The organism is Pseudobutyrivibrio ruminis DSM 9787 (assembly GCF_900218035.1).
Classification (GTDB): Bacteria; Bacillota; Clostridia; order Lachnospirales; family Lachnospiraceae; genus Pseudobutyrivibrio; species Pseudobutyrivibrio ruminis.
The window spans coordinates 1-25,219 of the sequence record NZ_OBMR01000006.1; the positions used below are offsets into that span (position 1 = coordinate 1).

Annotated in this window: 16 protein-coding genes and 1 pseudogene; 1 reads left to right on the plus strand and 16 read right to left on the minus strand. The window is 41.4% G+C overall.

Going from position 1 to position 25,219, the window contains the following annotated elements; genetic code table 11:
• From CRN97_RS06485 to CRN97_RS06560, 15 genes and pseudogenes are all read right to left on the minus strand, one after another.
• A pseudogene (locus CRN97_RS06485) lies at positions 1-267 on the minus strand (hypothetical protein); the annotation flags it as partial.
• An 82-nt stretch (positions 268-349) separates the two neighbouring features.
• The gene (locus CRN97_RS06490; protein ID WP_097076274.1) at positions 350-1,594 is read right to left on the minus strand and encodes a nucleotide sugar dehydrogenase; all 1,245 of its coding nucleotides are present in this window, start codon (positions 1,592-1,594) and stop codon (positions 350-352) included.
• A gap of 9 nt (positions 1,595-1,603) precedes the next feature.
• Positions 1,604-4,069 (minus strand): glycosyltransferase family 2 protein, encoded by a 2,466-nt coding sequence (locus CRN97_RS06495; RefSeq protein ID WP_242962023.1) that lies wholly within the window; start codon positions 4,067-4,069, stop codon positions 1,604-1,606.
• Positions 4,070-4,105: 36 nt separating this feature from the next.
• On the minus strand, positions 4,106-7,636 hold the full coding sequence (locus tag CRN97_RS06500) for a rhamnan synthesis F family protein (protein ID WP_097076276.1): 3,531 nt from the start codon (positions 7,634-7,636) through the stop codon (positions 4,106-4,108).
• Positions 7,636-8,124, minus strand: a complete 489-nt coding sequence (locus tag CRN97_RS06505; protein WP_097076277.1) for a hypothetical protein — start codon at positions 8,122-8,124, stop codon at positions 7,636-7,638. The genes CRN97_RS06500 and CRN97_RS06505 overlap by 1 nt, the downstream gene beginning before the upstream one ends.
• A gap of 12 nt (positions 8,125-8,136) precedes the next feature.
• Positions 8,137-9,420, minus strand: a complete 1,284-nt coding sequence (locus CRN97_RS06510; protein ID WP_097076278.1) for an ABC transporter ATP-binding protein — start codon at positions 9,418-9,420, stop codon at positions 8,137-8,139.
• A 127-nt stretch (positions 9,421-9,547) separates the two neighbouring features.
• Positions 9,548-10,369, minus strand: coding sequence for a glycerophosphodiester phosphodiesterase (locus CRN97_RS06515; protein WP_097076279.1), 822 nt, complete (start codon positions 10,367-10,369; stop codon positions 9,548-9,550).
• Positions 10,370-10,488: 119 nt separating this feature from the next.
• Positions 10,489-11,298, minus strand: a complete 810-nt coding sequence (locus CRN97_RS06520) for an ABC transporter permease (protein WP_044935427.1) — start codon at positions 11,296-11,298, stop codon at positions 10,489-10,491.
• Positions 11,299-11,305: 7 nt separating this feature from the next.
• Positions 11,306-13,081, minus strand: a complete 1,776-nt coding sequence (locus CRN97_RS06525; RefSeq protein ID WP_097076280.1) for an HAD-IIIC family phosphatase — start codon at positions 13,079-13,081, stop codon at positions 11,306-11,308.
• A 15-nt stretch (positions 13,082-13,096) separates the two neighbouring features.
• Positions 13,097-15,088 (minus strand): hypothetical protein, encoded by a 1,992-nt coding sequence (locus tag CRN97_RS06530; protein WP_097076281.1) that lies wholly within the window; start codon positions 15,086-15,088, stop codon positions 13,097-13,099.
• The gene (locus CRN97_RS06535; RefSeq protein WP_097076282.1) at positions 15,088-15,669 is read right to left on the minus strand and encodes a thymidine kinase; all 582 of its coding nucleotides are present in this window, start codon (positions 15,667-15,669) and stop codon (positions 15,088-15,090) included. Before CRN97_RS06535 ends, CRN97_RS06530 begins: the two co-directional genes overlap by 1 nt.
• Positions 15,670-15,757: 88 nt before the next feature.
• The gene (locus CRN97_RS06540) at positions 15,758-17,365 is read right to left on the minus strand and encodes a GGDEF domain-containing protein (RefSeq protein WP_097076283.1); all 1,608 of its coding nucleotides are present in this window, start codon (positions 17,363-17,365) and stop codon (positions 15,758-15,760) included.
• Positions 17,366-17,515: 150 nt separating this feature from the next.
• Positions 17,516-18,370 carry a VanW family protein gene (locus tag CRN97_RS06545; protein WP_097076284.1) on the minus strand — a complete coding sequence of 285 codons (855 nt, stop codon included), beginning with the start codon at positions 18,368-18,370 and terminating at the stop codon, positions 17,516-17,518.
• A 115-nt stretch (positions 18,371-18,485) separates the two neighbouring features.
• Positions 18,486-18,968: a hypothetical protein gene (locus CRN97_RS06550; protein ID WP_074789896.1), complete on the minus strand. Its 483-nt coding sequence runs from the start codon at positions 18,966-18,968 to the stop codon at positions 18,486-18,488.
• A 760-nt stretch (positions 18,969-19,728) separates the two neighbouring features.
• On the minus strand, positions 19,729-21,978 hold the full coding sequence (locus tag CRN97_RS06560) for a glycogen/starch/alpha-glucan phosphorylase (protein ID WP_097076286.1): 2,250 nt from the start codon (positions 21,976-21,978) through the stop codon (positions 19,729-19,731).
• A 123-nt stretch (positions 21,979-22,101) separates the two neighbouring features.
• On the opposite strand from CRN97_RS06560, the gene CRN97_RS06565 reads away from it, so the two are divergent.
• On the plus strand, positions 22,102-22,971 hold the full coding sequence (locus tag CRN97_RS06565; protein WP_097076287.1) for an AraC family transcriptional regulator: 870 nt from the start codon (positions 22,102-22,104) through the stop codon (positions 22,969-22,971).
• A 35-nt stretch (positions 22,972-23,006) separates the two neighbouring features.
• Here the strand turns inward: CRN97_RS06565 and CRN97_RS06570 are convergent, their stop codons facing one another.
• Entirely contained in the window at positions 23,007-25,217 is a 2,211-nt protein-coding gene (locus CRN97_RS06570; RefSeq protein ID WP_097076288.1) for a zinc ribbon domain-containing protein, read from the minus strand.
• Positions 25,218-25,219 lie beyond the last annotated feature (2 nt).

A 25,219-nucleotide genomic window follows, 5' to 3' on the forward strand; every position in this document is an offset into this window, starting at 1 on the left:
ATCGTTAATTCCTGCATTAAACGCTACCGATGTGATTGATTCCCCAGCATATACTTTAGAAATAAGAGCTAACTTATCTTCAGGAGTCCAAACCTTATTTGAGTTTTTATGTTGTAATGCTTCAGGCCCTTGAGCCTCTTCAATCCTTACCCATTTACGAATTTCATGTTGAAACTGACTTTTAGATATTCCATCAGGAACATCTGGCATAGTCCCGTTTCTATACATTTCAATACACTTCCTTTTAAATTCATAACTATAGCGCATAAAAATAACCCTCCTTACTGAACTTTTTATTGTCCAGTAAAGAGGGTACATATCACTGTGGCGTCCTTTCCTTGTTCGTTTATTAGTCTCTAGAGAATACGTCTCTTGTGTATACTTTGTCTTTTACATCATCGAGGCATGTGTCGTAGCGGTTTGCAATGATTGCATCGCTCATAGCCTTGAACTTTGAAAGGTCGTTAACGACCTTTGAGCCGAAGAATGTTGTGCCATCCTCGAGTGTTGGCTCGTAAATGATTACTGTAGCGCCCTTGGCTTTTACACGCTTCATAACGCCCTGGATTGAAGACTGACGGAAGTTGTCTGAGTTAGACTTCATTGTGAGGCGGTAAACGCCGATTGTAACTTCCTTCTCTGATTCCTTGCTATACTGGTTAGCCTCTTCGTAGCCGTAGTAGCCAGCCTTCTTAAGAACCTGATCAGCAATGAAATCCTTACGTGTGCGGTTTGATTCTACGATTGCACGAATGAGCTCCTGTGGAACATCGTTGTAGTTTGCAAGAAGCTGCTTTGTATCCTTTGGTAAGCAGTATCCGCCGTAACCGAATGATGGGTTGTTGTACTGGTCTGTGATACGTGGATCAAGGCAAACTCCCTTGATGATAGCCTGTGTATCAAGGCCCTTTGTCTCTGCATATGTATCAAGCTCGTTGAAGTAGCTAACGCGAAGAGCAAGGTATGTGTTGGCAAAAAGCTTTACAGCCTCTGCCTCTGTAAATCCCATAACGAGTGTATCGATGTTTTCTTTGATTGCACCTTCCTGAAGAAGTGCAGCGAACTCGTGAGCAGCCTTTGTAAGCTCCGCATCGTTTTCATCTGTACCAACGATGATACGGCTTGGATAAAGGTTGTCGTATAAAGCACGAGATTCACGAAGGAACTCTGGGCTAAATAAGATTTTGTTTGAGCCCATCTTTTCACGAATACGCTTTGTGTATCCTACAGGGATAGTAGATTTGATAACCATGAATGCATTAGGATTTACTTTTTTAACAAGCTCGATAACTGCTTCAACTGCAGATGTATCGAAGTAATCCTTTGTGCTGTCGTAGTTTGTAGGTGTTGCGATAACTACGAATTCCGCATCCTTGTATGCAGCCTCTCCATCGAGAGTAGCTGTTAAATCAAGCTCCTTGTTTGCAAGATAATCTTCAATCTCTGGATCAACGATTGGAGACTTTCTATTGTTAATTAATTCAACCTTTTCTGGAATAACATCAACTGCTGTTACGTGATTGTGCTGCGCCAAAAGTGTAGCTATTGAAAGTCCAACATAACCTGTACCAGCTACTGCAATTTTTCTATTCATCACTTTCTCCTATTCTTCCTTCAAACGATACCAACCGTCGAGAATCGACAAGTTAGGATTGTAATATGGATCGCCTTTTTCTAAAATATCAGGCCAAAGCTTTTCAAGCTTTTCTACTTCTGAATTGAAACGAGCAACCTTCTCGCCTGTGTCTTCATAGCCACGTGATTTGGACTCGTAATGATAAAGCTCTGCATGAGGATTATATACCACTAAGTAGCCCTTGTCACGGACCTTCATGCAGAAGTCCACATCATTAAAGGCAACTGCCAATTCTTCAGTAAGTCCGCCTACCTCTTCAAATACATCCTTGCGTACCATCAGGCAGGCTGCTGTAACTGCAGATAAGTCCTGAGTAGTTACTGCACGGAACATGTATCCTGGCTCGCTTCTTTCAAGGCCAACAAATGTGTGACCTGCGATACCGCCAATTCCCATAACAACACCGGCATGCTGCACTGTGTTGTCCGGATAATAAAGAAGTGAACCACATATACCAACATCAGGGCGAAGGCAAACATCTACCATTTCCTTGATGCAGTTTTCATTAATAATCTCAGTATCATTATTCAAAAGCAAATACATCTCACCGCTGGCTGCCTTGGCACCGCAGTTGTTGATTGCAGAGAAGTTGAAGCCTGGTGTTTCGTAGCGAACGATTTTAACATCAGGACGATTCTCGATGCTCTTGTAATATTCGAAAGTTTCTGGCTCTGTAGAATTGTTTTCTACAATGATGAACTCAATATTTTTGTATGAGCTGCGGGCGTCGATTGATTTGATACACTTATCCAAATCATCTGTGTGATCCTTGTTTGGAATGATGATTGAAACAAGTGGCTCCTTGCCCCAGTTGTATACTGTACGGTATGTGCCGTAGAAAGTATCCTGCTCAACCTTTGCTGGGATACCCATTCTGTCGTAGTGAGCCTGCACAGCCTTGCAACCAGCATCGAAAGCATAAAGCTTGCTCTCTGCGCTCATGGCTGTAGATGCTGCATGACTACGCCAGTGATAAAGTGCCTTTGGCACATGATGGATGTTCTTTGCAGCTTCGCAATATCTCAAAATCAAATCGTGATCCTGAGCTCCATCGTACTCTTTATTGAATCCGCCAACTGTGTCATACAAGCTACGCTTGAAGATAAAAAGATGGCAGATGTAATTTACTGAACAAAGTAAGTCGAGATTGAAATCTGGCTTAAATACTGGCTCAAAGTATTCCTTAGAATCCATTGAGATTTTGTCCTCGTCAGTGTAGATAACATCTATGCTGCGGTCCTTATTGATTGCAGCAACACACTCGTACATTGCATTTGGTGCAAGTGTATCATCGTGGTCAGAAAGGACAATGTAGTCACCAGTTGCAAGTGCAATGGCAGCATTAGTATTCTCTGAAATACCAAGATTGTCATCCAGGTGAGTGTATTTAATTCTGCTGTCAGAACCGTATTTTTTATTGATGAACTGTCCCAATGTTTCATCAGGGCTTCCATCTGCAAGACAAAGCTCCCAGTTTGGATATGTCTGTGCAACAATTGAATCGATGAGCTCCACAAGGAATTTCTCAGGAGTCTGATACATTGGAATGACAATGCTCATTAATGGATTATATTCGAATTTCTCATCCCTCTGACGCTGAAGCTCTACCTCTGTAGGACCAAAGCTTGTAAGGAAATCCATGTATGTGTATTTAGGAGCATCTGCATCCTTCAGCTTGTCGATAGCATGCTTGATAGTAGCTCCAAGACCATTGTCCTGACGGTAAAGCTCGATACGCTCCCAGAGAGTTTTCTTAGGAAGAAGGTTGCCTCCGGTGAGAACGTGCTCTGTATCAACCTTGCAATCGTAAACCTGACCATTTGCAGTGATTGTCATACGAAGCTTTTTATAATCGCCTTTATCAAAAACAATCTCAAGACCAGAATCACATTTCTCTGTAAGCTCAGGATAAACTCCATAAACATCCTTGCGGAACATACGCTTAACTGAGATTGGGATTTCTTTGTCGCCATCATAAAGGTGGAACTCCTCAGGCACATTTCCGATTGCCCAACCAAGAATCTGAATCTTGTCGTCTGTAACTGCTGCACGCTCAAGATTATATTCATATTCTTTTTTAAGCTTAATCAAATCCTTGCCAGTGGCCTTGTAAACCACTGAACGAACCTGATTTTTATCTCCTGCCTCTCCAAGAACGCAGATAAGCTTCAAGCTCTTTACCTGACGCAAATCCTCTGGCAAATTAATCTCACCAACGTATTCCTTTGAAACACTTTTGTGAGCAGCAATGTATCTACGACGAACTTCATTGCCTTCATTGATGGTCAAATCCAAATCATATGGCTTGCCATTCATCTCACAAACAAGGCTGTATCCCTTTGGATTATCAAATGGATAAAAGCCCTGGAATAATAATGTATTTTTCTTTAATAGGTGATATCTGATGAATACCACATTAAAAGTATCTCTCAAAATATATATCCTTCTAAGTAAATTATTTGGCGGTGATTATTTTACAACCCATCCGCCAGTTTTTACATCAAATTTTTGGACGCCACCACGGCTGTATCCATCCTCAACTGTAAGTGTGGATACAATCTCATCTGTTAACGTACCGTCTGCAATTATATCATAGAATAAATCTTCTACAAGTTTTGCATCAGCTAAAAGACCATCTGATAGATTTCGGCTGGCGCTTGCATACTGTTTTACGTAATCCAAAATACCGGACTGAAGCATTTTCACATCGTCGCTGACGTAATCATCATCCTTGAAATGAGGAGTCGGTACGCCATTTTCCATTGTGAAATTAATAAGCTGGCCAAATGGTGCTGACAAAGCACTCTCCAAAAACAGCTGATACTTGAGGAGCTTGCTGTTTGGAATATCCTTTGGATCAGTGATGGTGTAGATAGCGTCTGCTCTTCCACCGATTCGCTCAGGCTTGTTTGAATGTAGTGCCAAGTAATGGCCTGCGATATCTCTGCCTGTAAGCTTCATCAAGAAGTACTGAATTGTACCTGAGAATCCCACATCCACAACAGCTAAATCCGAAGATGTTGCAAGGAATTCACTGGCATAGTTCATATATGCATTCTTTTCAGTTTTGCTTCTTTCAAAGATTTCTTCTTTGTATGGCTGAATAGCCTTCATAAGCTCGTCTGTGTCTGTCTCGTAATCGAACTGCTTATCCTCATCATCCTCATGAAGTTCAATGCCAAATCTTTCATTCAAAAGATTGCTGAAGCTTCCCTGATATTTCTGAGAAAGAAGCTCTCGAATATCCTCATCATTTTCAAGAGCAGGCACTGCACATGCTCTTCTTGATGTAAGGAAGTAATGGATGTCCGGCAAAGCCTCACCCTTTTGATTGCAGTATTCTTTGATAAGCTGCTCAAGCATGTAGCCCTCGCGAGACAACAGAAGAAGGCTTTCTTTGTCGCTGGCATTTTTATTTACCAGCCACTGAACAAATCCTGCCATCAATGGTCCCATTGTTGAATAACCAAAGTCGTAGTTATTCTTGAAATGAAGACCACCCTTTTCATCAAAGGCAAATGGAGAATTGAAAATTCCTCCGTTTATAACCTGTCCAAGGACAAGAGAGTTTGCAATACTCTTACTTGCATAGTCCTTCAAATAATCAAAGTCTGATAGCTCAAGCATAGCCATTGGATTGAGAACGATATGGCTAGCCACGCCTTTATCCATAAGGATTTGTGAATCAGAACAGAAGTTGTCTCCAACGTGGATAAAGGTTGAAGGGTTTATGCCTGTCAGAAGCATATTCCACATTGAGCCATCATCTTTTCTTGCTCCAACTTCGCACGAGATGAAGAGCTCGTCATATCCACCAATTCCGCACTTGTGAAGAAGTCCAACGACCTGTGCACGATTCAGATACATATCGCTGACAAGGATTACATGGCGTCCCATGGATTTTACTGCGTTGAACACATCCACCATATCTTTACGAGGAACGCAAAGTCGTGTTTCGATGTCCACCTCCAGCTTTTTGATATCCATAGCGAAATCGCCAAGTGTTCTATCCTTTGCTACTTCCACATAAATCTTGTCCAAAGTTGTCATTGGACCAAACTGTGCTGTCGCAGCTGCCTCAGCATTCTTACGAATCTTAAGGAAATCCACTTTTTTGCCGTACTTTTCGAGAATGATACGGCTTATAAGATTGAACACATCATCCGGCTTGAAGATGGTACGAGTAATCAGTGTGTCGAAAATATCGAAGGATACCACATCATATCCACCAAGCTTCATTGCGAGAAGCTCTTTATCCACCTTGAAGGTGTTGAAAAATGGACGAAGGCTCTTGTTCTTAACTGTGTCCTCTGAATCAAGATAAAGGATGAAATCGTCGTATCCCTGCTTTCTTGAAACGAATGGAAGAATACGCTCCAAAGCGTGAGCAAATGTTCCATCTGTCTGCCCCTGCTCCCTTGGAAAATCCTCGTATGTGTATCCCTTTTCAAATAGTGGACGAAGTGCATCTGTTCTAGCCCAGAAGAAAGAACCTGCTGGGTAGTTGAATACAGATGGCATCTCGCCTAAATCAAACTCATCAAAAAGTTCCTTTGCAATACCTGCATTTTTCAACCATGAATAGGCGATAGTTGGAACCTCCTCCTGAATATCAGGATAGATAAGGCCTGCATTGCTGTTTTTAAATAAATCAAAAATCTGATTAACTTTGTCTGGAGAACCAAGAAGTAACTCGAGAGAGAATCGTCTCCATCCGCCCTTTTCCTCACCTGAATACAAAGATTTCTTTGAATGGATGTGAAGGAAATAGTCGTGATTTAAAATCTCTGGACCAAACTTTACATAAAGAGGTGCAAGGTCGCGGCCTCTGTTTGGAAGATTGCGGATATCGATTTTCTGAACCTGCTTAAGTTCCTTTAAACCTGCCTTGATTGCATTTACATCTGCATCCTCCTGGCAGGAAATATATAAATCAAACTTGAATGGGATGTTTGCAAAATAGCTAACAAACTCTGGCAATAAATCTACATAGAAAAGATGAAGATGAACTGCCACCGATGGCTGTGGCTCCCCCTGGGCAGCGCGGCGCTTTGCTTCCTTGGCAGCTGCCTTGACACGCTTTGCCTCTTCTTTGGCTGCACGCTTTGCCTGGCGAGCAGGAGTATCCTTGCCTGTCAAAAATGATTTGAATGCGCGGATATTTTCAAGTGTCTTGTAGCCTCTAGTATTAACTGTGTTCTCGTAAATTGTACGAAGCTCAGCATTTACTGCCTCGATGTTTCTGATGTGCACATCCTTTGCTTCGATTAATTCCTGAAGCTGCTTGATTTGATAATCGCGGCTGGCAATGGCAAAATCTGCACCTGTCTTGCTACGACTGTTTGCATGCTCTCTAAGCTCGTGAAGATTTTTGACATCCTTGAAAATGTATCTAGACTGAAAGTGGTCTTCCATCTTTTGATATACTTCTCGTTCTGCATCTGGAATGTCTACCAAGTGCTCTGGCAAATCGCTGAACTTGCAGGCTCTATAGAACACATAGTTGATTGGTACCAAAAAGTCGAAAGTCCACTCGTAGTCGATAATCTCCCAACCTTTTGCTGTCTTGATAACATTGTCAAAAATCAAATCAACATCAAGGTAATTAGCTGCAAGAACACCTCTTGGCAAATCAACATCTCCGAAGACCTCTCTGAAGCCATCTGAAATTGCAAATTCCTTTGCATTTTTCATGTAGGCATTTTTAACAGCTTCGATAAACTGCTGAGCATCGGCTGATGTGAGATGCTCACCTTCAAGGAATTCACTTTCGATTCTGTCATCAACTAAACTACTTTCGTTAACGCAAAAATCAGAGCCTTGCAATACATTCTGCAAGCCTCTGTAACTATCAAAAACTCTTTTTATATGTGCTATTCCTTGTTCATCGTAAGGGCGTTTAATTACTACCTTTCGTCCATCCTTTTCCACGATATCAGTGATGATATTGTACTTTGGGTTACGCTCGTTCGAAAGCTTTTCATATAGTAGTCTATCCATTATTTTGCAATGAGCAGATAGTCACCTGCTCCTCCCCCTATATAATCCTCAGCATAAATCTCTGTTGTAAACAAATAATCCGGGCTGACGCGATATGTGGTGATTTCACTAAAGCCTGCTTCCTTTAAAAGGCGCTTTGTGAAATCTGCAATTCGATCCTTTTCTGGCAGGGCATATACCAATCTGCCATCCGCTGAAAGCATCTTTTTAAGAGTGGCTGGTGTTTCGTTCAAATGGCCAAGGCTGATAATAATATTAAATGTGCCCTTAATGTCTGAAAGCATTTCTGCAGCAACTTCAGTAACCTGTGTTGCCTGCTCCTTTAGCCATTCAACCAAAGCTTCGCTATCTGGATCAATGATGAGCACATTGTCTCCTTCACCTATACCAACTGGTGAAAGCACATTGCTACGAAGATGTGACAATCTAATAATCGCATCCTCTGTTCCTTCATCAAAAATCCTTCTATTGTACTTTTCCTGAATCATAGCCGCTCCCCTTTACTTAACCTGGCTTACGCTAACTTTTGAATTCATATCATAAAAACCAACAGTGTTTTTAGTACTAACAACTGTGATATTCATTACATCGTACAATCTATGATAAGCCACAAAATCAACACCATCAAAACCAGTACAGCTAATAGACATCAGGTACTCGCCGCCCTGCATATCCATCTTCTGAGTAAAAGTAGCAACGTATTCGCTGCCCTCCTTGCAAAGACCTACATCACACTTTTCGTACATGGTATTTGTGCCAGTAACATCGATACCCTTGAGAGTCTTGAAAGTAAGTGTGAAGATAGGATTTTCAATATCTGTATTGAAGTGCACCTTTGACTTAACAGTAAATGTGCTGCCCTTCATAATTGCATTTGTATAATTGCCACTATCATCGATAACTGCAAAATCTACGATAGTAGCACGGCCATCGCCATACTCATTAACATTAGGATTGAGCTGATAATTTGACTTCCAGTTTTCACCAGAATTATCCTCTGCTCCGCTGAATGAATCCAGTGTATCTACCTTGCTATTAAGCACAGGCTCCTGGCCAACCAATATCTTTTTATAGATATCGATCATATCCTTTGGAGCACCCTCAGCAACCTTATCTCCTTTATTGATAAGCACTGCTCTATCGCAATACTTGCTGATGGCACCCAAATCGTGGGAAACGAAAAGAATTGTCTTTCCGGCTGCCTTGAACTCTTCGAACTTTTTATAGCACTTTGCCTGGAAGAAAACATCACCAACAGAAAGGGCCTCATCAACGATGAGAATCTCTGGATCGATGTTGATAGCCACGGCAAATGCAAGTCTTACGAACATGCCGCTTGAATATGTCTTCACCGGCTGGAAAACGAAATCTCCGATATCAGCAAATGACAAAATATCATCAAGCTTCTCATCGATTTCCTCTTTCGTATAGCCAAGCATGGTACCATTCAAGTAGATATTCTCCATACCTGTATATTCCTGATTGAAACCAGCGCCAAGCTCCAACAAAGCCGAAATACGGCCGTCCACTGTAACCTCACCTCTAGTAGGTGAAAGCACACCAGTAATAATCTTTAAAATGGTGGACTTTCCCGAACCATTAGTACCGATAAGTCCAACACACTCACCCTGCTTCACAGCAAAGCTCATATCCTTCAAAGCATAATGCTCTCTATAATTCTTCTTTCTAGTAAGGCCCAGTGTATCAGCCACCCTAGCCTTATTGCTATCGTAGAGCTTATAGACCTTGTCCACATGCTCCACATTTATAACGTAATCGCTCATAACGTCTCCTAAAAAATCTTGCCTTTTATCCCAACATTTTACCATAAAACCCCGCATCCGCAAAGTCCGAAGGGGATGGTGGCGGACATAATAAAAGCACCGCGGATGCGGTGCTTGGATGATTTTGTTAGATTGCGGATAGGTCAGCGAAGTCGGTTATGACGCCGTCCACGCCTAGGCGCTGGAGCGAAAGCATTTGGCCCTTGGTGTCTGGGGTGTAGCAGTAGACCATGGCGCCGGCTTCGTGGATTGCGCGAACAGTTTTAGGTGTGAGGGTCTTCATGTTGACTCCATAGTATTCGGCTGGGTATCTGGTAGGTAGGGTTGATTTACCAAAGGATGCCAGCATCATGATTGGTTGATCAGGTGCGATCTCCTTGATTTGTGAGAGGTAATCGTACTTGAATGAAAGGAATACCACGCGGTCCAAAAGATTGTACTGGGCACATTTTTCGTAGACTTCATTGGCGAAATCAGGATCCTCACCGATGTCTTTGAGTTCGCAAAAAATCCGCATGTTAGTAGCTTGCAAAAGAGCTAGGGTTTGATCCAGGGTTGGAATGCGCTCTAGGCGGTATTCTCTGCCGAACCATTCACCTGCGTCAACTTGCAATAGTTCTTCGTATGTATAGTCAGCGACTGATTTATCGTCGCCTGTTAGTCTTTCAAGAGTGTCGTCGTGGTAGATAACCAGCTCTCCGTCTTTGGTTTTTCTGACGTCAAATTCTACTGTTTTGGCGCCACATGCGTAGGCTCCAGCGAAGGCACTAAGGGTATTTTCGGGGTACATCCCTGAGTAGCCTCTGTGAGCTACTACCTGCACCACAATATCCTCATCAGCATTTGCTGGTAAATAATAGAATTCGTTTAAGAAAACCAGAGACAATAGCAAGGTCACCATGCTGACAGCGACGGCTCTTCTTGCTTTGAAAAAACGTGGTATTTTCATATTCAGGCCCCCTTTATCAAGTTACTAATATTTTACCACTAATTCAATTGTCTGACAGTAGACCTCGAGCAAAAATATTGTCCGAAATCTAATACTGTAATTTATACAATTTGTAGTCTTTACAAAGCGTCTGCAAACTGAGGCTGGAGCTTCTTAAATACGTGTGTTCCAAGAAGGAAAATAACGATTGTAAAGCACCAGAAATAAAGTGTTAAGCCCGGCTTTTCCCAAAATCCTATCTGACCAATAAAGCTGTCACGATAGCCACTTGTGATGTAGTACATTGGGTTGAGCTGGAGAACAATGCTTAACCAGTTTGGAATCTTGTCAACCATGGCATCAAAGTTCCACATGATTGGTGTTGCCCAGATGCCTACCTGTAAAAGTATGTTTACAAGCTGAGCCATATCCTTGAAGAATACGCAAAGCGAGCTTGTAAGATATATTAGTCCGATTGTAAGTACCATCATGGCACATGAATAATAAAGGGCCTGTAAAATATATGGTGTAATTGGAAATCTGTATAACAGATAAACAAGCAAAGTAAATAATACAAAGAAGCCGTGCACAAAAAGGGATGACACTGCTTTTACAACAGGTAAAACGTTGATAGGGAATACAACCTTTTTAACAAGATAATTGTACTCATGAAGAACAACGGTACCAGCTGAGAGTACCTCGCTAAAATAGAACCATGGAACGATACCAGCTGAAAGCCACAGTACAAATGGAGCGCTGATGCCAGCCTTTGTGCCCTGTGTACCCTGATTCAAGGCCTTATCAAAAACTATCCAGTATACAAGGATTGTAATGATTGGCTGAACGAAGGCCCAAATAACACCAAGTGTTGAGCCCGCAAACTTCTGCTTGAAATCGTTCTTAGCAAGTTTCTGTATTAATTTTTTGTTTGTTAAAATGTCTTTAATCATAATATTCCTAATTCATTTTTATGTGCTTATTCTGATTCTCGTAACCACTTAAGTCAAGAGTCCAATCTGATGAGCCATCTTCCTTTTCTTCTACAAGTGTAAATCCCATATCTCCGTAGAAGTTCTTAACCATTTTGTTTTTAGCTGTTGGAAGATAATGACCTCGAAGCTCCTTAACTCCACGAGCCTTAAGGCGTGCTACCAATTCGTCCATCATAGCAAATTCCATATCGCGCTTGAGTACACGACAGCTCATAAGCCATAGATCAATGTCACATGCGTCTCCATCAACATGGCCAATAGCAACGGTAACAACACCATTATCGCCAAACTTATCAATAAGCTTTCCGTAAAGAGTGACATAGTTTGAATCAGCTGCAGTCTCCTCAATTTCTGTTTGAGTGAAACGCTTTGTTGTAAGGTTGAACTGATTTGACTTGTTTGTAAGCTGAGCAATGCGGGCCATGTAAACTGGCGCAAAGCTATCTATTTCTGCCTGCATCTCTAATGAATCGAGATACTGGCCATAATCAGTGAAACTGCTTTGAAGCTTAGCTCTTGCAGCGTTCTCCTGATACATTTCATTTCTCTTTAAATCGTCCGCCGAAATGTTTGTTGCTTCAAAAAAGCCTGAGCGGTCAATTGTCTGAATGTAGTGAACCACATTATCAAGCTCTGGTGCACATACACCCTTAAGCTGCTCTGTTACAATGTGGCGCTCTGCTGGATTGTCATCAACAAATACCAAGCTTTCTGGAAGAAGGGTAAGCTCTGATGCAATGTCTTCAAAGTTTTTATCCTTTGGATCCCAGTTGGCCTTGATTGAAATGAAATCCTTTTCCTGGAATTCACTATCTGGATGGTTAATACCTGCAATAGCGTTTTCCATATCATTTTTTGAATCTACATTTAATATTATACCAAGCTGCTGATGTGCTTTAAGGTAACGTTGGAACTCTGTGTATGCCTGTCCCTCTGCTTCCTCTGGACCAAGGACAATGCCATCTACACCATCATCACCGATAACGCCGCCCCAAAGAGTGTTGTCCAAATCAAGAACAAATCCCTTTTTATTCTTTCCAAGAAGTGACTTGATAATGTTGGCCACATTGAAAGAAAGTGATGGGATTGCTGGAACACACATAGCGTATTTGTACATGTACCAGTAGAATGGATCAGACCATTCCTTTAAACCATAATCTGCTGAAATGTAATTGATATCGCAGATATAAAAATTCTCTGTAGACATTGCATAGTCATACATGCGCTGATTTAAGCGTGTGATGAAGTTCATGGAACCACGGTAATCGTATGCATCTCTGTTGCCAAGAAGTCTGAATAAAGGCATTTCGAAATTGTTCTGGATGATTGGGCAATTGTACTTTTCAGCAAGTGTCTTCCAGATTGTTTCGAACTTTGCATACTGTGCATCTAAAAGCTCATCAACTGCCGCCATATCCATTGCGAGATTTGGGTAGCTTGTGATGTTACGATTGCTAGTGCACACATAAATGATGTCAGGTGCAAATTCCTCTAACTCAGGATTAGGAAATACAGCATCCTCGTAATACTTGTTGTATTCGCTCTCGTAAAACTCTGGACGAATGCCATTGTTAAGCAAGAACAATTCAAGCATAAGAATGATATTGGCAGTAGTGCCTCCGCCAAGAACAGCTATCTTCTTGTCTATAAACTTTGTATCTGTAGCAAGAAGCTCTTTTTTAATTCTCTTTTTCTTTGATAGTAAATAATCGCTATCAAATGGATACTCTAATTCCTTCATAAGCACCTCTTAAACTTATTTATTCACAGCAGACATACCGCCATCAGAATAATATCTGTAAATGCTAACATCGTCATTTGTAAAAACTAGTTTTAACTTTGGACTGTTTTCCCAATAGTCCGGATGATTCAATTCGGTAACAACCAAATAATCAACACCACTCATTTCCATATCCGCTTCTGCAACTGCAGTATCCTCGCTAAAGAATTTTTCATTGATGGAAAGCATGGCCTCAACCTGCTTTTCTGTGATGTCAGAATAGTCGTAGCCTTCTATATATACCTGACGTTCAGAAAAAGCGCTGCAGTAGAAATAGATGCTTCTGTAATCTAAATCCTCTGTGAATCTATCTACAGCAACCAATGAATCCTCAGCTGTGTTGTCTCTGAGCCATAAATAAGCTTCCATTGTGTCGGCAGAAACAAGATCCTGACGGTCTCCTGCCTCTGATTCATAAACAGCTTCTTGTTTGATATCATCGTAGCAAAAATATGCAATATCGATTATTAAAAAGGCTGTTCCAATGCCAAAGAAAAGGTATGTGACATATGAAATCAATGTCTTTTTGTTTTCGATAAGATATTTCATTGCACCGTAGAAGATAAAGGCTGCATTTGTAATAACGAAATATCCCTGAGACAATCCTGGCACGCTAACTGAACAAAAGGCAACAACGCCAATAATTACAGAGCCTATTACGAACCAGTCAAATATATCTCCAATAACTTTTTCTTTGATAAGTGTTCTGAACTTGCTGTATGCAAAAGCTGTGAAAGCTAAAATGCAAGGACCAACAATACATACAATGCAAAGAAGAACAGCAATAATCACCCATGGGAACGCCATATAATCAAGACCAAGCTTTGAGAAAACCTGGCCTACACGGCTGGCATCAAGTGTGCCTGCTGGTGTAACTTCCATGGCTCTGTTGTTTGAGCCAGATGGATTTAATCCAACGGTGACTATCATGTATGTAAGTACAAATCCTAGTGATGCACAAAATACATAGAAGAATCTAGGCATGTGAATCTTTTTAACCAGGATTGACTCAACAATAAATACTGACCAGGAAATTGTCACAAGAACGATTCCTGTAGTTCCCTTGAAGCCAGTGGCAGTAGCAGCTAAAAGATAGATTGCTATCATCACCCTGACAGAGAACTTGTCGTACCAAACCTCTACTAAAACATCTACCAAAAGAACTGTAACAGAAAGGGCAAGTCCCATGGCATTACCGTTTCCAAACAAATGATTATTCAACCAAGATGTTGGAAGCTTTGCTCCAACAACATTTACAGGAAGTAAGCAAATGCAAGAAACTAGCAATCCTGCATAGTAAGAATAGTATCTAAAGCCACGAATACTTCTGTTGCCACGTAGTCTCTCACCTATGATCATCATGGCAAGAGTAAGTGGCCACGCACAAATCAAAGCATTGCCATTTATGTATAACCTAAATGCATCCATGCCAAAGATGTGCTTGCACATGGCAAAAATAAGCTCATAAAAATAATGATAATAAAATGTAAGGCCAGAGATTCTAATATCTCCATTTGGAAAAGAACGGCTCAAGGATACAATGTTTCCTGTATGGAAAAGAAAATCATGGTAAACCTGAGTAGTCTGTCCTGATAAGGCGCCTGCATATTTAAGCTGGAAATTGATAGTAGAAACTATAAAAATAAATCCAAATATAATTATCCCAAGCCATTTAAAATGTTCGTAGGCATTGTAAACTGATGGGCGTCCCTTTTTGAAATAACGGATAAAAGCTATCACAGAAAGGACTGGACCAGCTATGGCAATAAGGCCATTAACGCCGATTATTGACTCGATAAAATAAATTGTAGCAAGACAGATGAAGCCTAGAAAGAATCCAGATAAAAGTCTGGTGTATGCCTTTAATCGTCTAGGCAAAAGGAACTCCACAAGGAGCATTCCTGGCACCTGTATCCAAAAAATAACATATAACCAAAATATTACTGTAATTGCAAAGCTAAAAGTCATTAACTCTCCTCTTTCTCATCTGGGGCAAGCTGTCCCAGTTTAAAGTGCTTGCGGCAGAGTGCCACATAGGAGTCGTTTGCTCCAAGCATAACCTGTGGGCCTGAGCGTACAACTCCGCCTTCATTATATCTAGTGTTGCAAGTGGCTTTACGACCGCACCAGCACACTGTTTTAACCTCGTGAATAACATCAGCGATTGTGATAAGTCGTTCTGAGCCTGGGAAAAGCTTATTTCTGAAATCTGCTCTAAGGCCATAAGCAACAACAGGCACATCCATAAAATCAACTATGTCAGATAGAAAATCTACCTGCTCTGGGGTTGCGAACTGTACCTCATCAACAATGATGCAATCATATTTTTTTACTTCCTCCTCAGGCATTTTTATTAAATCCTCAAGGAAGACGCATTCGTTCTCCAAGCCGATTCTAGAGCGAACAACACGCTCGCCGAATCTAGTATCCATTTCTGGCTTAACTAAAAGCGCATTCTGACCAACTTCCTGATAGTTGAAATGAGTCATAAGGGCATTAGCTGTCTTTGAAGAACCCATAGCTCCATAATAATAGTACAATTTTGCCATACAAAAAACCCCTTTACATAAATTGACAGAAGACCAAGCTTAGCCTTCTGTCTGGTTATAAATATTTTAATAATTACTTGTTTAAAAGTCAAAAAACTTTGTCCCATGCAAGAGTCTCTAATTCTGTAGCTCTGTGGATAATTCGAGCATTAGCCTTGCCATGGTTCTTAACAAAATACAATGCTAAATCTGCAGCATTCATATAATCCCATGCTCTATTGAGTGGTCTAGGAATATGATTAACAATTCCTTGGGAAACTGTGACCTTTCCTATTCCAAGTGCCTCGCCGGCGATTTCCATGGATTTCTGTATATGACGAGCGACTTCTTTTATCTGCTCATCTGTCATGTCATAGTAGTAAATAATGAATTCGTCACCACCATATCTTGCAACGAAGATCTTGTCATCTTCAACACTCTTTAAGATGTTTGCAAGCATCACTAAAAGCTCATCACCCTTGGCGTGACCGTATGTGTCGTTTACTTCCTTGAAGAAATCGATATCCATCATTTCAACAGCAAGTGTTTTACCCTGCTCGTTTGCTAACACAAAAAGCTCATCGATGACTGCATTGAGCTTAAGTCTGTTGGCAATGCCTGTAAGAGGATCTGTCTCTGCGGCAGCCGAAAGGAACAGATTCTTTGTGCGCTGCTGAGCAAGCTCTGAACGAAGACGAAGAGTGGTCAAAAATGAACGCTTATTATCAACTGTTTTGATAGTGTTATATCTATAATAGTTGCTGTAACTAGCCATGAGGCGTTCTTTATCGCCCAATGCTTCGTACATCTTAATCTTGTACTCTTCAAGGAATACTCTTAGATTTATTAAATCGTCTTTTGATAAAACCTGTTCAGTCCTATCAAACATCTTTTGAAGTTCCTGATAGTCTTTTTCTTCTGTGAGTATTTCAATAAGCTGCTTAGCCTCATCAAAATAAACAATATATTCCTGGCAAGCATAGAATGACTCCAGGCAAAGTGCCTTCATTTCCTGAATCTTTGCTGTGTCATTTTTAAACTTGTAGTATACGTATCTAGCAATTCTAATATCGAAAAGATCATTTATCTCTGGGTATTTAGCAATTATCTTTTCCATCTCTGCAAGTGCCTGATCCGCGCTTTCCTCATCCTTAAGGATTACATATAGCTTTACAATAAAAGCGTAATCCCCTGCCATAAGGCTAAGCTTGAAATCTTCGTCATCTATGAAACTGCAACATTCAATGGAACGGTAATGATATTCTAGTGCTCGCTCGATAGCATCCATTTCCTCGCATAAAGAAGCAAAATTAGAACACGCCATAGCTTCAATGGCGTACAATCTGTGAGCCCTGGCGATTTCCATGGCATTAATGAAATAATCTTCGCTAGTGATGAAATGACCTTCACTTCTGAAAATAATACCTAGCTCATTGTAGCATCTGCATAAGAGCTCGTATTCGTCTGTTTTGGCGAGGCCTCGAACGCCTGCCGACATGTAATATAAAGCTTGCGAATAGTCCTGATTCTGGCAACATGCATCGCCAAGAGCACAGCTTGCATAATCCTTTAAATCCTCGTTTCCGCATTCCTGTGCTAAATCAAACAAATCGCAAGCAAAGCTAAGGTGTTTTTCGTTATCCACCTTTCGATACTTGTTTACGTTTCTGATAAGTTCCTGTACTTCCGGAGCTTGCTTACTCAACAATTCTTCCACTTATTCTTCCCCTCGGTCAAAATCCATTTTGCAGCCCTAAGCTGTACAGGGGAATCCTTTCCCCTACTGGTAAAATCCGAATTTTACCCTGTTGGGGCGTATTATAACATGATTCTTAGACCGTGACTACAATTAATTGTGCGAAAAATTTTAATTTTGCAAATAAAGTGCCGCTGTAAGATGTCCCTCATCTGCAAAAACAAATACTACTATATTTGAATCGTATGTATTCACAAATTTAAGATCTAATGAGCCCCATGAAATTGTGGCATCCCAGCCCTCTGGCAGATAGTAAACTGGAAGAGAATGAGGATGTCTTTCAGTTGCTTTTATTCCTGCAGTCTTCATAGCTGCGTATATAGTCGATGAAACCTGGCAAACGCCTCCGCCGATTCCTGTTGCATGTTGTTTATTAATGAACACTGGCGCCTCAACAAAACCATTTGCTGATGTACGCTTACCAATTGAATTTGATGCTGAGAAAGTAGCGCCTGGCGCCACCACTGTACCATCTACCTTTTCTGCAGCTACTTCTATATTATGACCTCTAGCAGCATTTGGATCATACTCTGTTGTATAGGCTCCAAGCAAAGTGTAGCTCTGTGGCATATCTGTTGCCAAAGCTCCCACTGAAGGTGTGCCGTCTCTGCCCTCTGCCTTTCCTGACAATACATAATGAACAACATATGCAGGCATGTTATTTCCGAACACTGCCGCAAGATCAGGATTCTTTATCATGTAGTCGGTAGCATTGAATGTGCCACTGGCATTTCTTCCCTCGTACACACCGTACTTAATGTAATGCTCAAGATAATATATGTAACTTCCATCTGCCTTTGCCGCCACATCAGGATTCATAGCTGCATAGTAATCAGCATTCAAAACCTGCGAATAAATCTGGTATTCTTCCTGAGTAGCTGCTTTTGCATCAATATGTGGCATAAGCACAACAGCAAAAGCTAAAACAAAAAGTGACAAAATGGCTTTATTAATCTTAAAATTCATCCTCTTTCCTCCCGGATAAAGTTTTCTGAAAATTATCTTAGTATCGCCATTTTATCACTTTTCTTGGACAAATAAAACACCTCGGCCATTTTTTAGCCGAGGTGTTAATAAAAACTTATTTATTCTTTCTTGTTTCCTGGTCAAGCTCCTTCTGCTTACGAAGTGCCCAAGCACGAAGTCCCTTTTTCTTCTTTGTGTCCTGAGTAGCATTGCCACCGCGGATTCCCTTTACCTTTGTGATGTAAAGACCAGAAACTGTAGCCTTAACTTCCTTCTTTACAGGAACCTCATCAAAGATTTCTGCATCGCAGATAAGAGTCATCATCTGTGGGCCAACCTTAGCCTTAACAACTGGAATCTTTGAATTCTTAGCATACCATGGTGTAGCAGCAACAACTGCCTCTGGAAGACCAGCTTCCTTAAGCTTCATGCGCTTCTTATCAATGATAAGCATTGAAACCTGCTGTGCAACTGCATCCATCTGATCCTGCTGCTCTGCACGCTTATCCTGTGCCTTCTTACCAAGAAAATATAATACAACGATTGCGGCAACCATAAGAACCGCAATAACGATGAGTACAATAGTCACTGTGCTCATAAAAACTTCCTCCTAATCTCCGGCTCCCCTGAGCCACAACTAGAAGCTATTTTACCATGCACTCCCCTCAAAATCAATATCTAGGCCCCATCTTACCTGCCCTTTTCCATCTATTCGCACTGGCCCAGCCAGCCCTCCCCTACAGGCCCGACCACCAGGTCCCTCCAAGGGACGATTTCGCGAATATTATAGTTTTTCTTGGTACAAAAGGAGAACACACTGTGAGTGTCTTGTTGCGGGATGAACTTTTTCTGAATCTGTATAGGCTAGGACGGACACTTTTATATTTTATAATATGGATTTCCAAAGCTATGGTACCTTGGGTTCATATTACATTCGCTAAGTAGAACTAAAAAAGAGATATTTGTATGTATGAGCACCGTGGCACATTCAACGTCGTGTTTCAAGTGACCACTGCTGCCGCCGTCCTAGCGGCAGCTGCTCATCCATATCAAATATCTCTTTTTGTTCTACTAAGCTTATTCCAAAATCACCCAAAGGTATCCATAGCTTTGGAAATCCATATCATAATCAAGAACTGTGTGTCCGTCCATAGACATACAGATTCAGAAAATGTACAGACCTGCAAAAGACACCACAAATTAGTGTGTTCTCCTTGTACCTTAGAAAAACATAATATTCATGCGATGTCCCTTGGAGGGGCCTGGTGGTTGGGCCGTTGGGGAGGGCTGGCTGGGCCAATTTACCTTGAAGAAGGGCAGGTAGATGGGCCAGCTGTAGTCCTTGGGTGGTGCATGGTTTATAGGTGCCAGATGTCGGCGTTGTACTGGGCGATGGTGCGGTCGCTTGAGAAGAAGCCGGCGTTGGCGATGTTTTTAACCATCTTGCGGCCCCATGTAAGGCGATCTTCGTAGTCAGCGAAGGCTTTTTCTTTAGTCTGGCAGTAGTCTTTGAAGTCAGGGAAGGTCATGAACCAGTCCTTGTCGAGGAGTTCGTTGTAGAGACGCTCAAGGTTCTCCTTCTGGCCTACTGCAAGAAGCTCATCTGATACGATGAAGTCTACGCACTTCTTGAGGTTTGCATCTTTTTCGTAGTAGTCGCGTGAGCAGTAGCTTGCATCGGCGTAACGCTTGATTACTGTATCTGAATCTTCACCGAAGATGTAGATGTTGTCATCACCTACGAATTCGTGCATTTCTACATTGGCGCCGTCCATTGTACCGATTGCTACGGCTCCATTGAGCATAAACTTCATGTTTGAAGTACCAGATGCTTCCTTCGAAGCAAGAGAAATCTGCTCGTGGATATCGCAGGCTGGGATAAGCTTTTCTGCAAGTGTTACGTTGTAGTTTTCAACCATAACAACCTTGAGATATGGGCTTACCTCTGGATCCTTTGCAATGATTTCTGATAAGCAGAGGATAAGATGAATGATATCCTTTGCGATAACGTAGGCAGGTGCAGCCTTTGCGCCAAAGATAACTGTAATTGGACGGGCAGGCTTTTTGCCTTCTTTGATTTCAAAATATTTGTTGATTACGTAGAGGGCGTTCATCTGCTGACGCTTGTACTCATGTAGTCTCTTAATCTGAATATCGTATACGCTGTTGTCGTCGATTTCGATGCCTTGTGCCTTTGCAAGGTAGTTCTTAAGAACAGTCTTGCGAGTATTCTTTACATCAAGGAAGCGCTGAACAACTGCATCGTCATTCATGTACTGCTCGAGCTTCTTAAGCTCTGTTGCATCCTTCTTGAAACCAGGACCAATAAGCTCTTCTATAAGCTTAGAAAGCTCTGGGTTACAATATAGTAACCAGCGGCGGAATGTGATTCCGTTTGTCTTGTTGTTGAACTTTTCAGGATAGAGTTCATAGAACTTGTGAAGCTCTGTCTCCTTTAAAATTTCTGTATGAAGGGCAGCAACACCATTGATTGAAATGCCATAGTGGATGTCCATGTGTGCCATGTGCACAAGACCATCCTTGATAATGGCAACATCTGGGTCTGCAACCTTCTTTGCAATGCGGTTGTGAAGCTCGCGAATGATAGGCATAAGCTGTGGAACAGCCTTCATCATAAAGTGGATAGGCCACTTTTCAAGGGCTTCTGCGAGGATGGTGTGGTTTGTGTAAGCTGTGCACTTTGAAACCACATCAATTGCCTCGTCCATTGTAAGCCCACGAATCTGAAGGAGTCGAATGAGTTCCGGTATAACCATTGATGGGTGTGTATCGTTAATCTGAATTACAGCATAATCTGCTAAATCATAAAGGTTTGAGCCCTTTTCTACAGCTTCATCAAGGATGAGCTGCGCAGCATTCGAAACCATGAAATACTGCTGATAAACACGAAGCAATCTACCATTGTCATCAGAATCATCTGGGTATAAGAACAATGTAAGATTCTTTGTAAATTCGCTCTTATCGAAATTAATTCCATCTTTAATAATTGATTCATCTACTGTATCTACATCGAAAAGATGGAGCTTTGTTGTAACAGAATCATAACCTGTTACGTCTATATCATACATACGAGATGTTACGTTGAAGCCACCAAAATCAACCTGATATGTGCGCTCTGTCTTTGTCATCCAGCTGTGCTCTGACATCCAAGGGTTTGGTTCTTCATTCTGAAGATTATTGTTGAAGACCTGCTTAAAAAGTCCCATGTGGTATGCCAATCCAACACCATCACCATTGAGACCAAGTGTTGCAATTGAATCAAGGAAGCAAGCTGCGAGACGACCAAGTCCACCATTTCCAAGTGAAGGCTCAACCTCAATCTCCTCGATTTCTGCAAGAGACTTGCCACAAGCCTCAAGCTCAGCCTTAACCTCGTCATATATTCCAAGATTAATAAGGTTGTTTGAAAGGAGCTTACCAATCAAAAACTCAGCGCTAATGTAATAAAGCTTTTTCTTGCCACCAGCAATCTCCTTGCTCTTAGCCTTATCTTTTACATACTCAAGTAAGCCAACATAAATCTCTTCATTTGTACACTGATCCATGTGGCGACCAAATCGAATCTTAATATACTCATTTGCAGTCATAATTACCCTCCTCGGTGATTAATTAGTTACCATTTACTTGGATTATACTGCTCATATATTGGCTATTACTTGCACAAACCCACTATAAAGTGATACTATTCTATCATTATAGGAGATGGACATATGATTAATATTAATGATTATCAGTCGATACATGAGGTTACAAGCCACTTTGACTACAACATTCCATACAACACATATCCTTGTACTATTCCGCTGGATTTTGATTCAGTGCCCCTTCACTGGCATGAGGATGCAGAGTTTATCTATATAAAAAAGGGTGCAGGAATCATTATCATCGACGGAAATGAAAACACTGTAGCCGCTGGGGATATAGCGTTTATTTTGCCAGGCAAGGTTCACGGAATCTATCAGCTTGCGGATAATTCTATGGAATACGAAAATATCATTTTTGATTCAAAGATGTTTGCCTCTAATCTGGATGAGTTCTATGACAGATTTCTCATGCCATTTTTCGAGAACACAGTGGATATTCCTCAGGTGTTTAGGCCTGGCGTCACTGGATATGAAAGTATAAAAAAGTATCTGGATAGCAACGACAACATCTCCAGCCACAGAGAAGGGGCATGGGGGCTGGCCATCAAAGGCAATCTATATCTGCTTCTATTTAATCTGGTAACACTGTACGAAGATAAGATTGATACAAAGAACAAGAAGAAAATCGACAAGCTAAAGCCTGTCATCAAATATGTAGAATTGAATTATGGTAATCAAATCACCGTTGCTGAAATGGCTGATTTGGCAGGATTTTCTGAATCTCATTTTATGCGATTCTTCAAGGAGGCCTTCGGTGTAAGCTTCATCACTTATCTAAATGACTATAGGCTTTCCATGGCATCCCGTCTGCTTTTGGAATCAGAGGATACAATTCTCACCATCTCCCAGCAGGTAGGCTTTGAAAATCTTTCCCACTTCAATCGTCAGTTCAAACGCAAATACAATAAAACTCCTCGGGAATATAAAAAAGCATAGCAGCCGTAACTGCTATGCTTTATCTTTCAATCTAATTAATACCAACCATATGAATCGTATGATTCATCCTCGTAGTAATAATCGTCATAATCATAATAATCATCGTAATAGTAATCATCATCGTAGTAGCTACCATATCCGTACAAACCAAGAACCATCATATAGATAGCTTCATCATCGCCAGACTTTAATGTCTCGCTGATTGTCTTGAGAACATCTACGTATTCACTTGGTACCTTTGCTGCTTCAAGGTTGCTTACTGTTGATGATAAATCAACAATCTTAAGAAGATCAATCAGCTCTTCTCCATCCATATCTTCAAGGTCGTAAACTGTACCGGCCTTTGCCATATCTGGCACATCTTCCATCGAGTATGAAAGATTTACCTGAAGAAGTGAATCGTTGTCTGCCATGACGTTCATATCGATTTTGCCAGTAGTGCCTTCTGTCTGAACTACGAAATCGTACTGAGCTAATGCAAGGAACTGCATATCATCCTCGTAGATTGACTCTGTCATTCCTTCGCCAAGTGTTACAAGGAACTCTGCGTTAACACCGCGTGTCTTTCTATATGTCTTCTGATCGAAGTTCTTAACATCAACAGTAAAGTATTCTTCGTCGTCTAATGCAACTGTGTATGTTCCGTTTAAGAACTCATCCTGTGATGTGCCCTTACCATCAATTGTAAGTGTTTCACCCTCTGAATCAACAATCTTTAACTTAAGACCTGAATCAGCGCCATCCTCTGGCATGTATAATGTAAATACTTCGCCATCTGCGTCGTCGTCATATGAGATACCCTTGAAATTGAATGAGCTATCAATGTAAACATAAAGAACACCAACATCCTTGTTCTTCTTAGGATTCTTTTCGATTTTCTCTAATGTCTTCTTAGCATCCTTCTTTGCATCAGAAATCTCTGATGTGATGTCATCCCAGTACTCTTCTGCATCTGCATACTCAGAATACTCATCTGACTGAATCTCAGCCTCGAGGAATGGCATAAGCATTTCCTTAAGATCATCATCTTCCTCGAATGCCTCAGCTAAATCGTATGTAAGCTGAGCATCTGTCTGTGCGTCGATTGTGATAGCAAGCTCTGTGTATGTAGCCTTTACGCCGCTTGCCTTGATTTCCTTTTTGCCCTTTGTGATATCTGCGCCTGCAAGGTCCTTCTTGATGATGCTTGCGTAGTTATCAGCTGTTGTGCTCATCTGAGCAGGTGTTGGATATGTCTCTGCGTATGTTGAAAGCTGTGTTGTGTAATCAGCGATTGCCTTAACAATTTCCTGCTTATCAATATCTGAGCCAACAAGGAATGATGCATCAGAAACAACTTCTGGAGCTGAAATGTAAGCCTCGCCTGCATTTGCATCAACTAATGCCTGGAATGTAGTGATGTGTGTGCCATTGATGCTTGCATCTACATCAAGTCCTAATGACTTATCCTGTACATCCATAGCGATTGTAGCACCTGCGCTATTGAACCAAGAAATATCAGTAGCAGTCATGCCCATCTCCTTCGCCAAAAGGTTCTTGATTTTGTCGCCAAGTGTAAAATCTACCGAAAGAGTCATATCGCCATTTAAATCAGCGTATGATTCCTGAATTGAATTGTAGCTAACCTCGTATTCCTCAACAAGGCTGCCTGACTGATTGTCGATTGCTTTAGCAAGCATCTTTGCAGGATTGTTGATAAATTTATATGCGAAGAATCCGCCTACTGCAAGAAGTGCAATTACAACCACTACAACAATAGCAATGATAATTCCTTTCTTGCCCTTCTTAGGAGCTGGAGCTTCCTCAGCTGGTGGAATTGGAGACCACTGTGGAGCTGGCGCTGGGGTAGGCTGCTCTACTGGAGCTTCTGCTGTTGGCTGCTCCTCAGCCTGGGCAGAAAGCACTTCATCTACTGTAAGAACTTCTTCTGTATTTTCCTCTACTGGAGTTTCCTCTACAACTGGAGCTTCTTCTGTCTCCGCTACTTCCTCTACTGTCTCTTCTACAACTTCTTCTACTGGTTCCTCAGCCTGAACCTCTTCTACTTGTGGCTCCTCTACAGCTGCTTCCTGAACAACTGGCTCTTCTACAGGAGTTTCTTCTACCTCTGGAGTAGCCTCAACAACTGGCTCCTCAACAGGGGCCTCCTGTGGTGCTGGAGCTACAGGCTGCTTTGCTGGAGTTCCACACTTTGGACAGAACTTTGCTGTGGCGCTAAGCTCAAATCCACATTTAGTACAAAACATAA

What these genes read in the sequence shown, in the direction of transcription:
- CRN97_RS06520 (WP_044935427.1), bottom strand. Translation starts at nt 11,298, where the DNA reads ATGATTAAAGACATTTTAACAAACAAAAAATTAATACAGAAACTTGCT.
- CRN97_RS06560 (WP_097076286.1), bottom strand. Translation starts at nt 21,978, where the DNA reads ATGACTGCAAATGAGTATATTAAGATTCGATTTGGTCGCCACATGGAT.
- CRN97_RS06515 (WP_097076279.1), bottom strand. Translation starts at nt 10,369, where the DNA reads ATGAAAATACCACGTTTTTTCAAAGCAAGAAGAGCCGTCGCTGTCAGC.
- CRN97_RS06490 (WP_097076274.1), bottom strand. Translation starts at nt 1,594, where the DNA reads ATGAATAGAAAAATTGCAGTAGCTGGTACAGGTTATGTTGGACTTTCA.
- CRN97_RS06545 (WP_097076284.1), bottom strand. Translation starts at nt 18,370, where the DNA reads ATGAATTTTAAGATTAATAAAGCCATTTTGTCACTTTTTGTTTTAGCT.
- CRN97_RS06570 (WP_097076288.1), bottom strand. Translation starts at nt 25,217, where the DNA reads ATGTTTTGTACTAAATGTGGATTTGAGCTTAGCGCCACAGCAAAGTTC.
- CRN97_RS06505 (WP_097076277.1), bottom strand. Translation starts at nt 8,124, where the DNA reads ATGATTCAGGAAAAGTACAATAGAAGGATTTTTGATGAAGGAACAGAG.
- CRN97_RS06530 (WP_097076281.1), bottom strand. Translation starts at nt 15,088, where the DNA reads ATGACTTTTAGCTTTGCAATTACAGTAATATTTTGGTTATATGTTATT.
- CRN97_RS06550 (WP_074789896.1), bottom strand. Translation starts at nt 18,968, where the DNA reads ATGAGCACAGTGACTATTGTACTCATCGTTATTGCGGTTCTTATGGTT.
- CRN97_RS06535 (WP_097076282.1), bottom strand. Translation starts at nt 15,669, where the DNA reads ATGGCAAAATTGTACTATTATTATGGAGCTATGGGTTCTTCAAAGACA.
- CRN97_RS06510 (WP_097076278.1), bottom strand. Translation starts at nt 9,420, where the DNA reads ATGAGCGATTACGTTATAAATGTGGAGCATGTGGACAAGGTCTATAAG.
- CRN97_RS06525 (WP_097076280.1), bottom strand. Translation starts at nt 13,081, where the DNA reads ATGAAGGAATTAGAGTATCCATTTGATAGCGATTATTTACTATCAAAG.
- CRN97_RS06500 (WP_097076276.1), bottom strand. Translation starts at nt 7,636, where the DNA reads ATGGATAGACTACTATATGAAAAGCTTTCGAACGAGCGTAACCCAAAG.
- CRN97_RS06565 (WP_097076287.1), top strand. Translation starts at nt 22,102, where the DNA reads ATGATTAATATTAATGATTATCAGTCGATACATGAGGTTACAAGCCAC.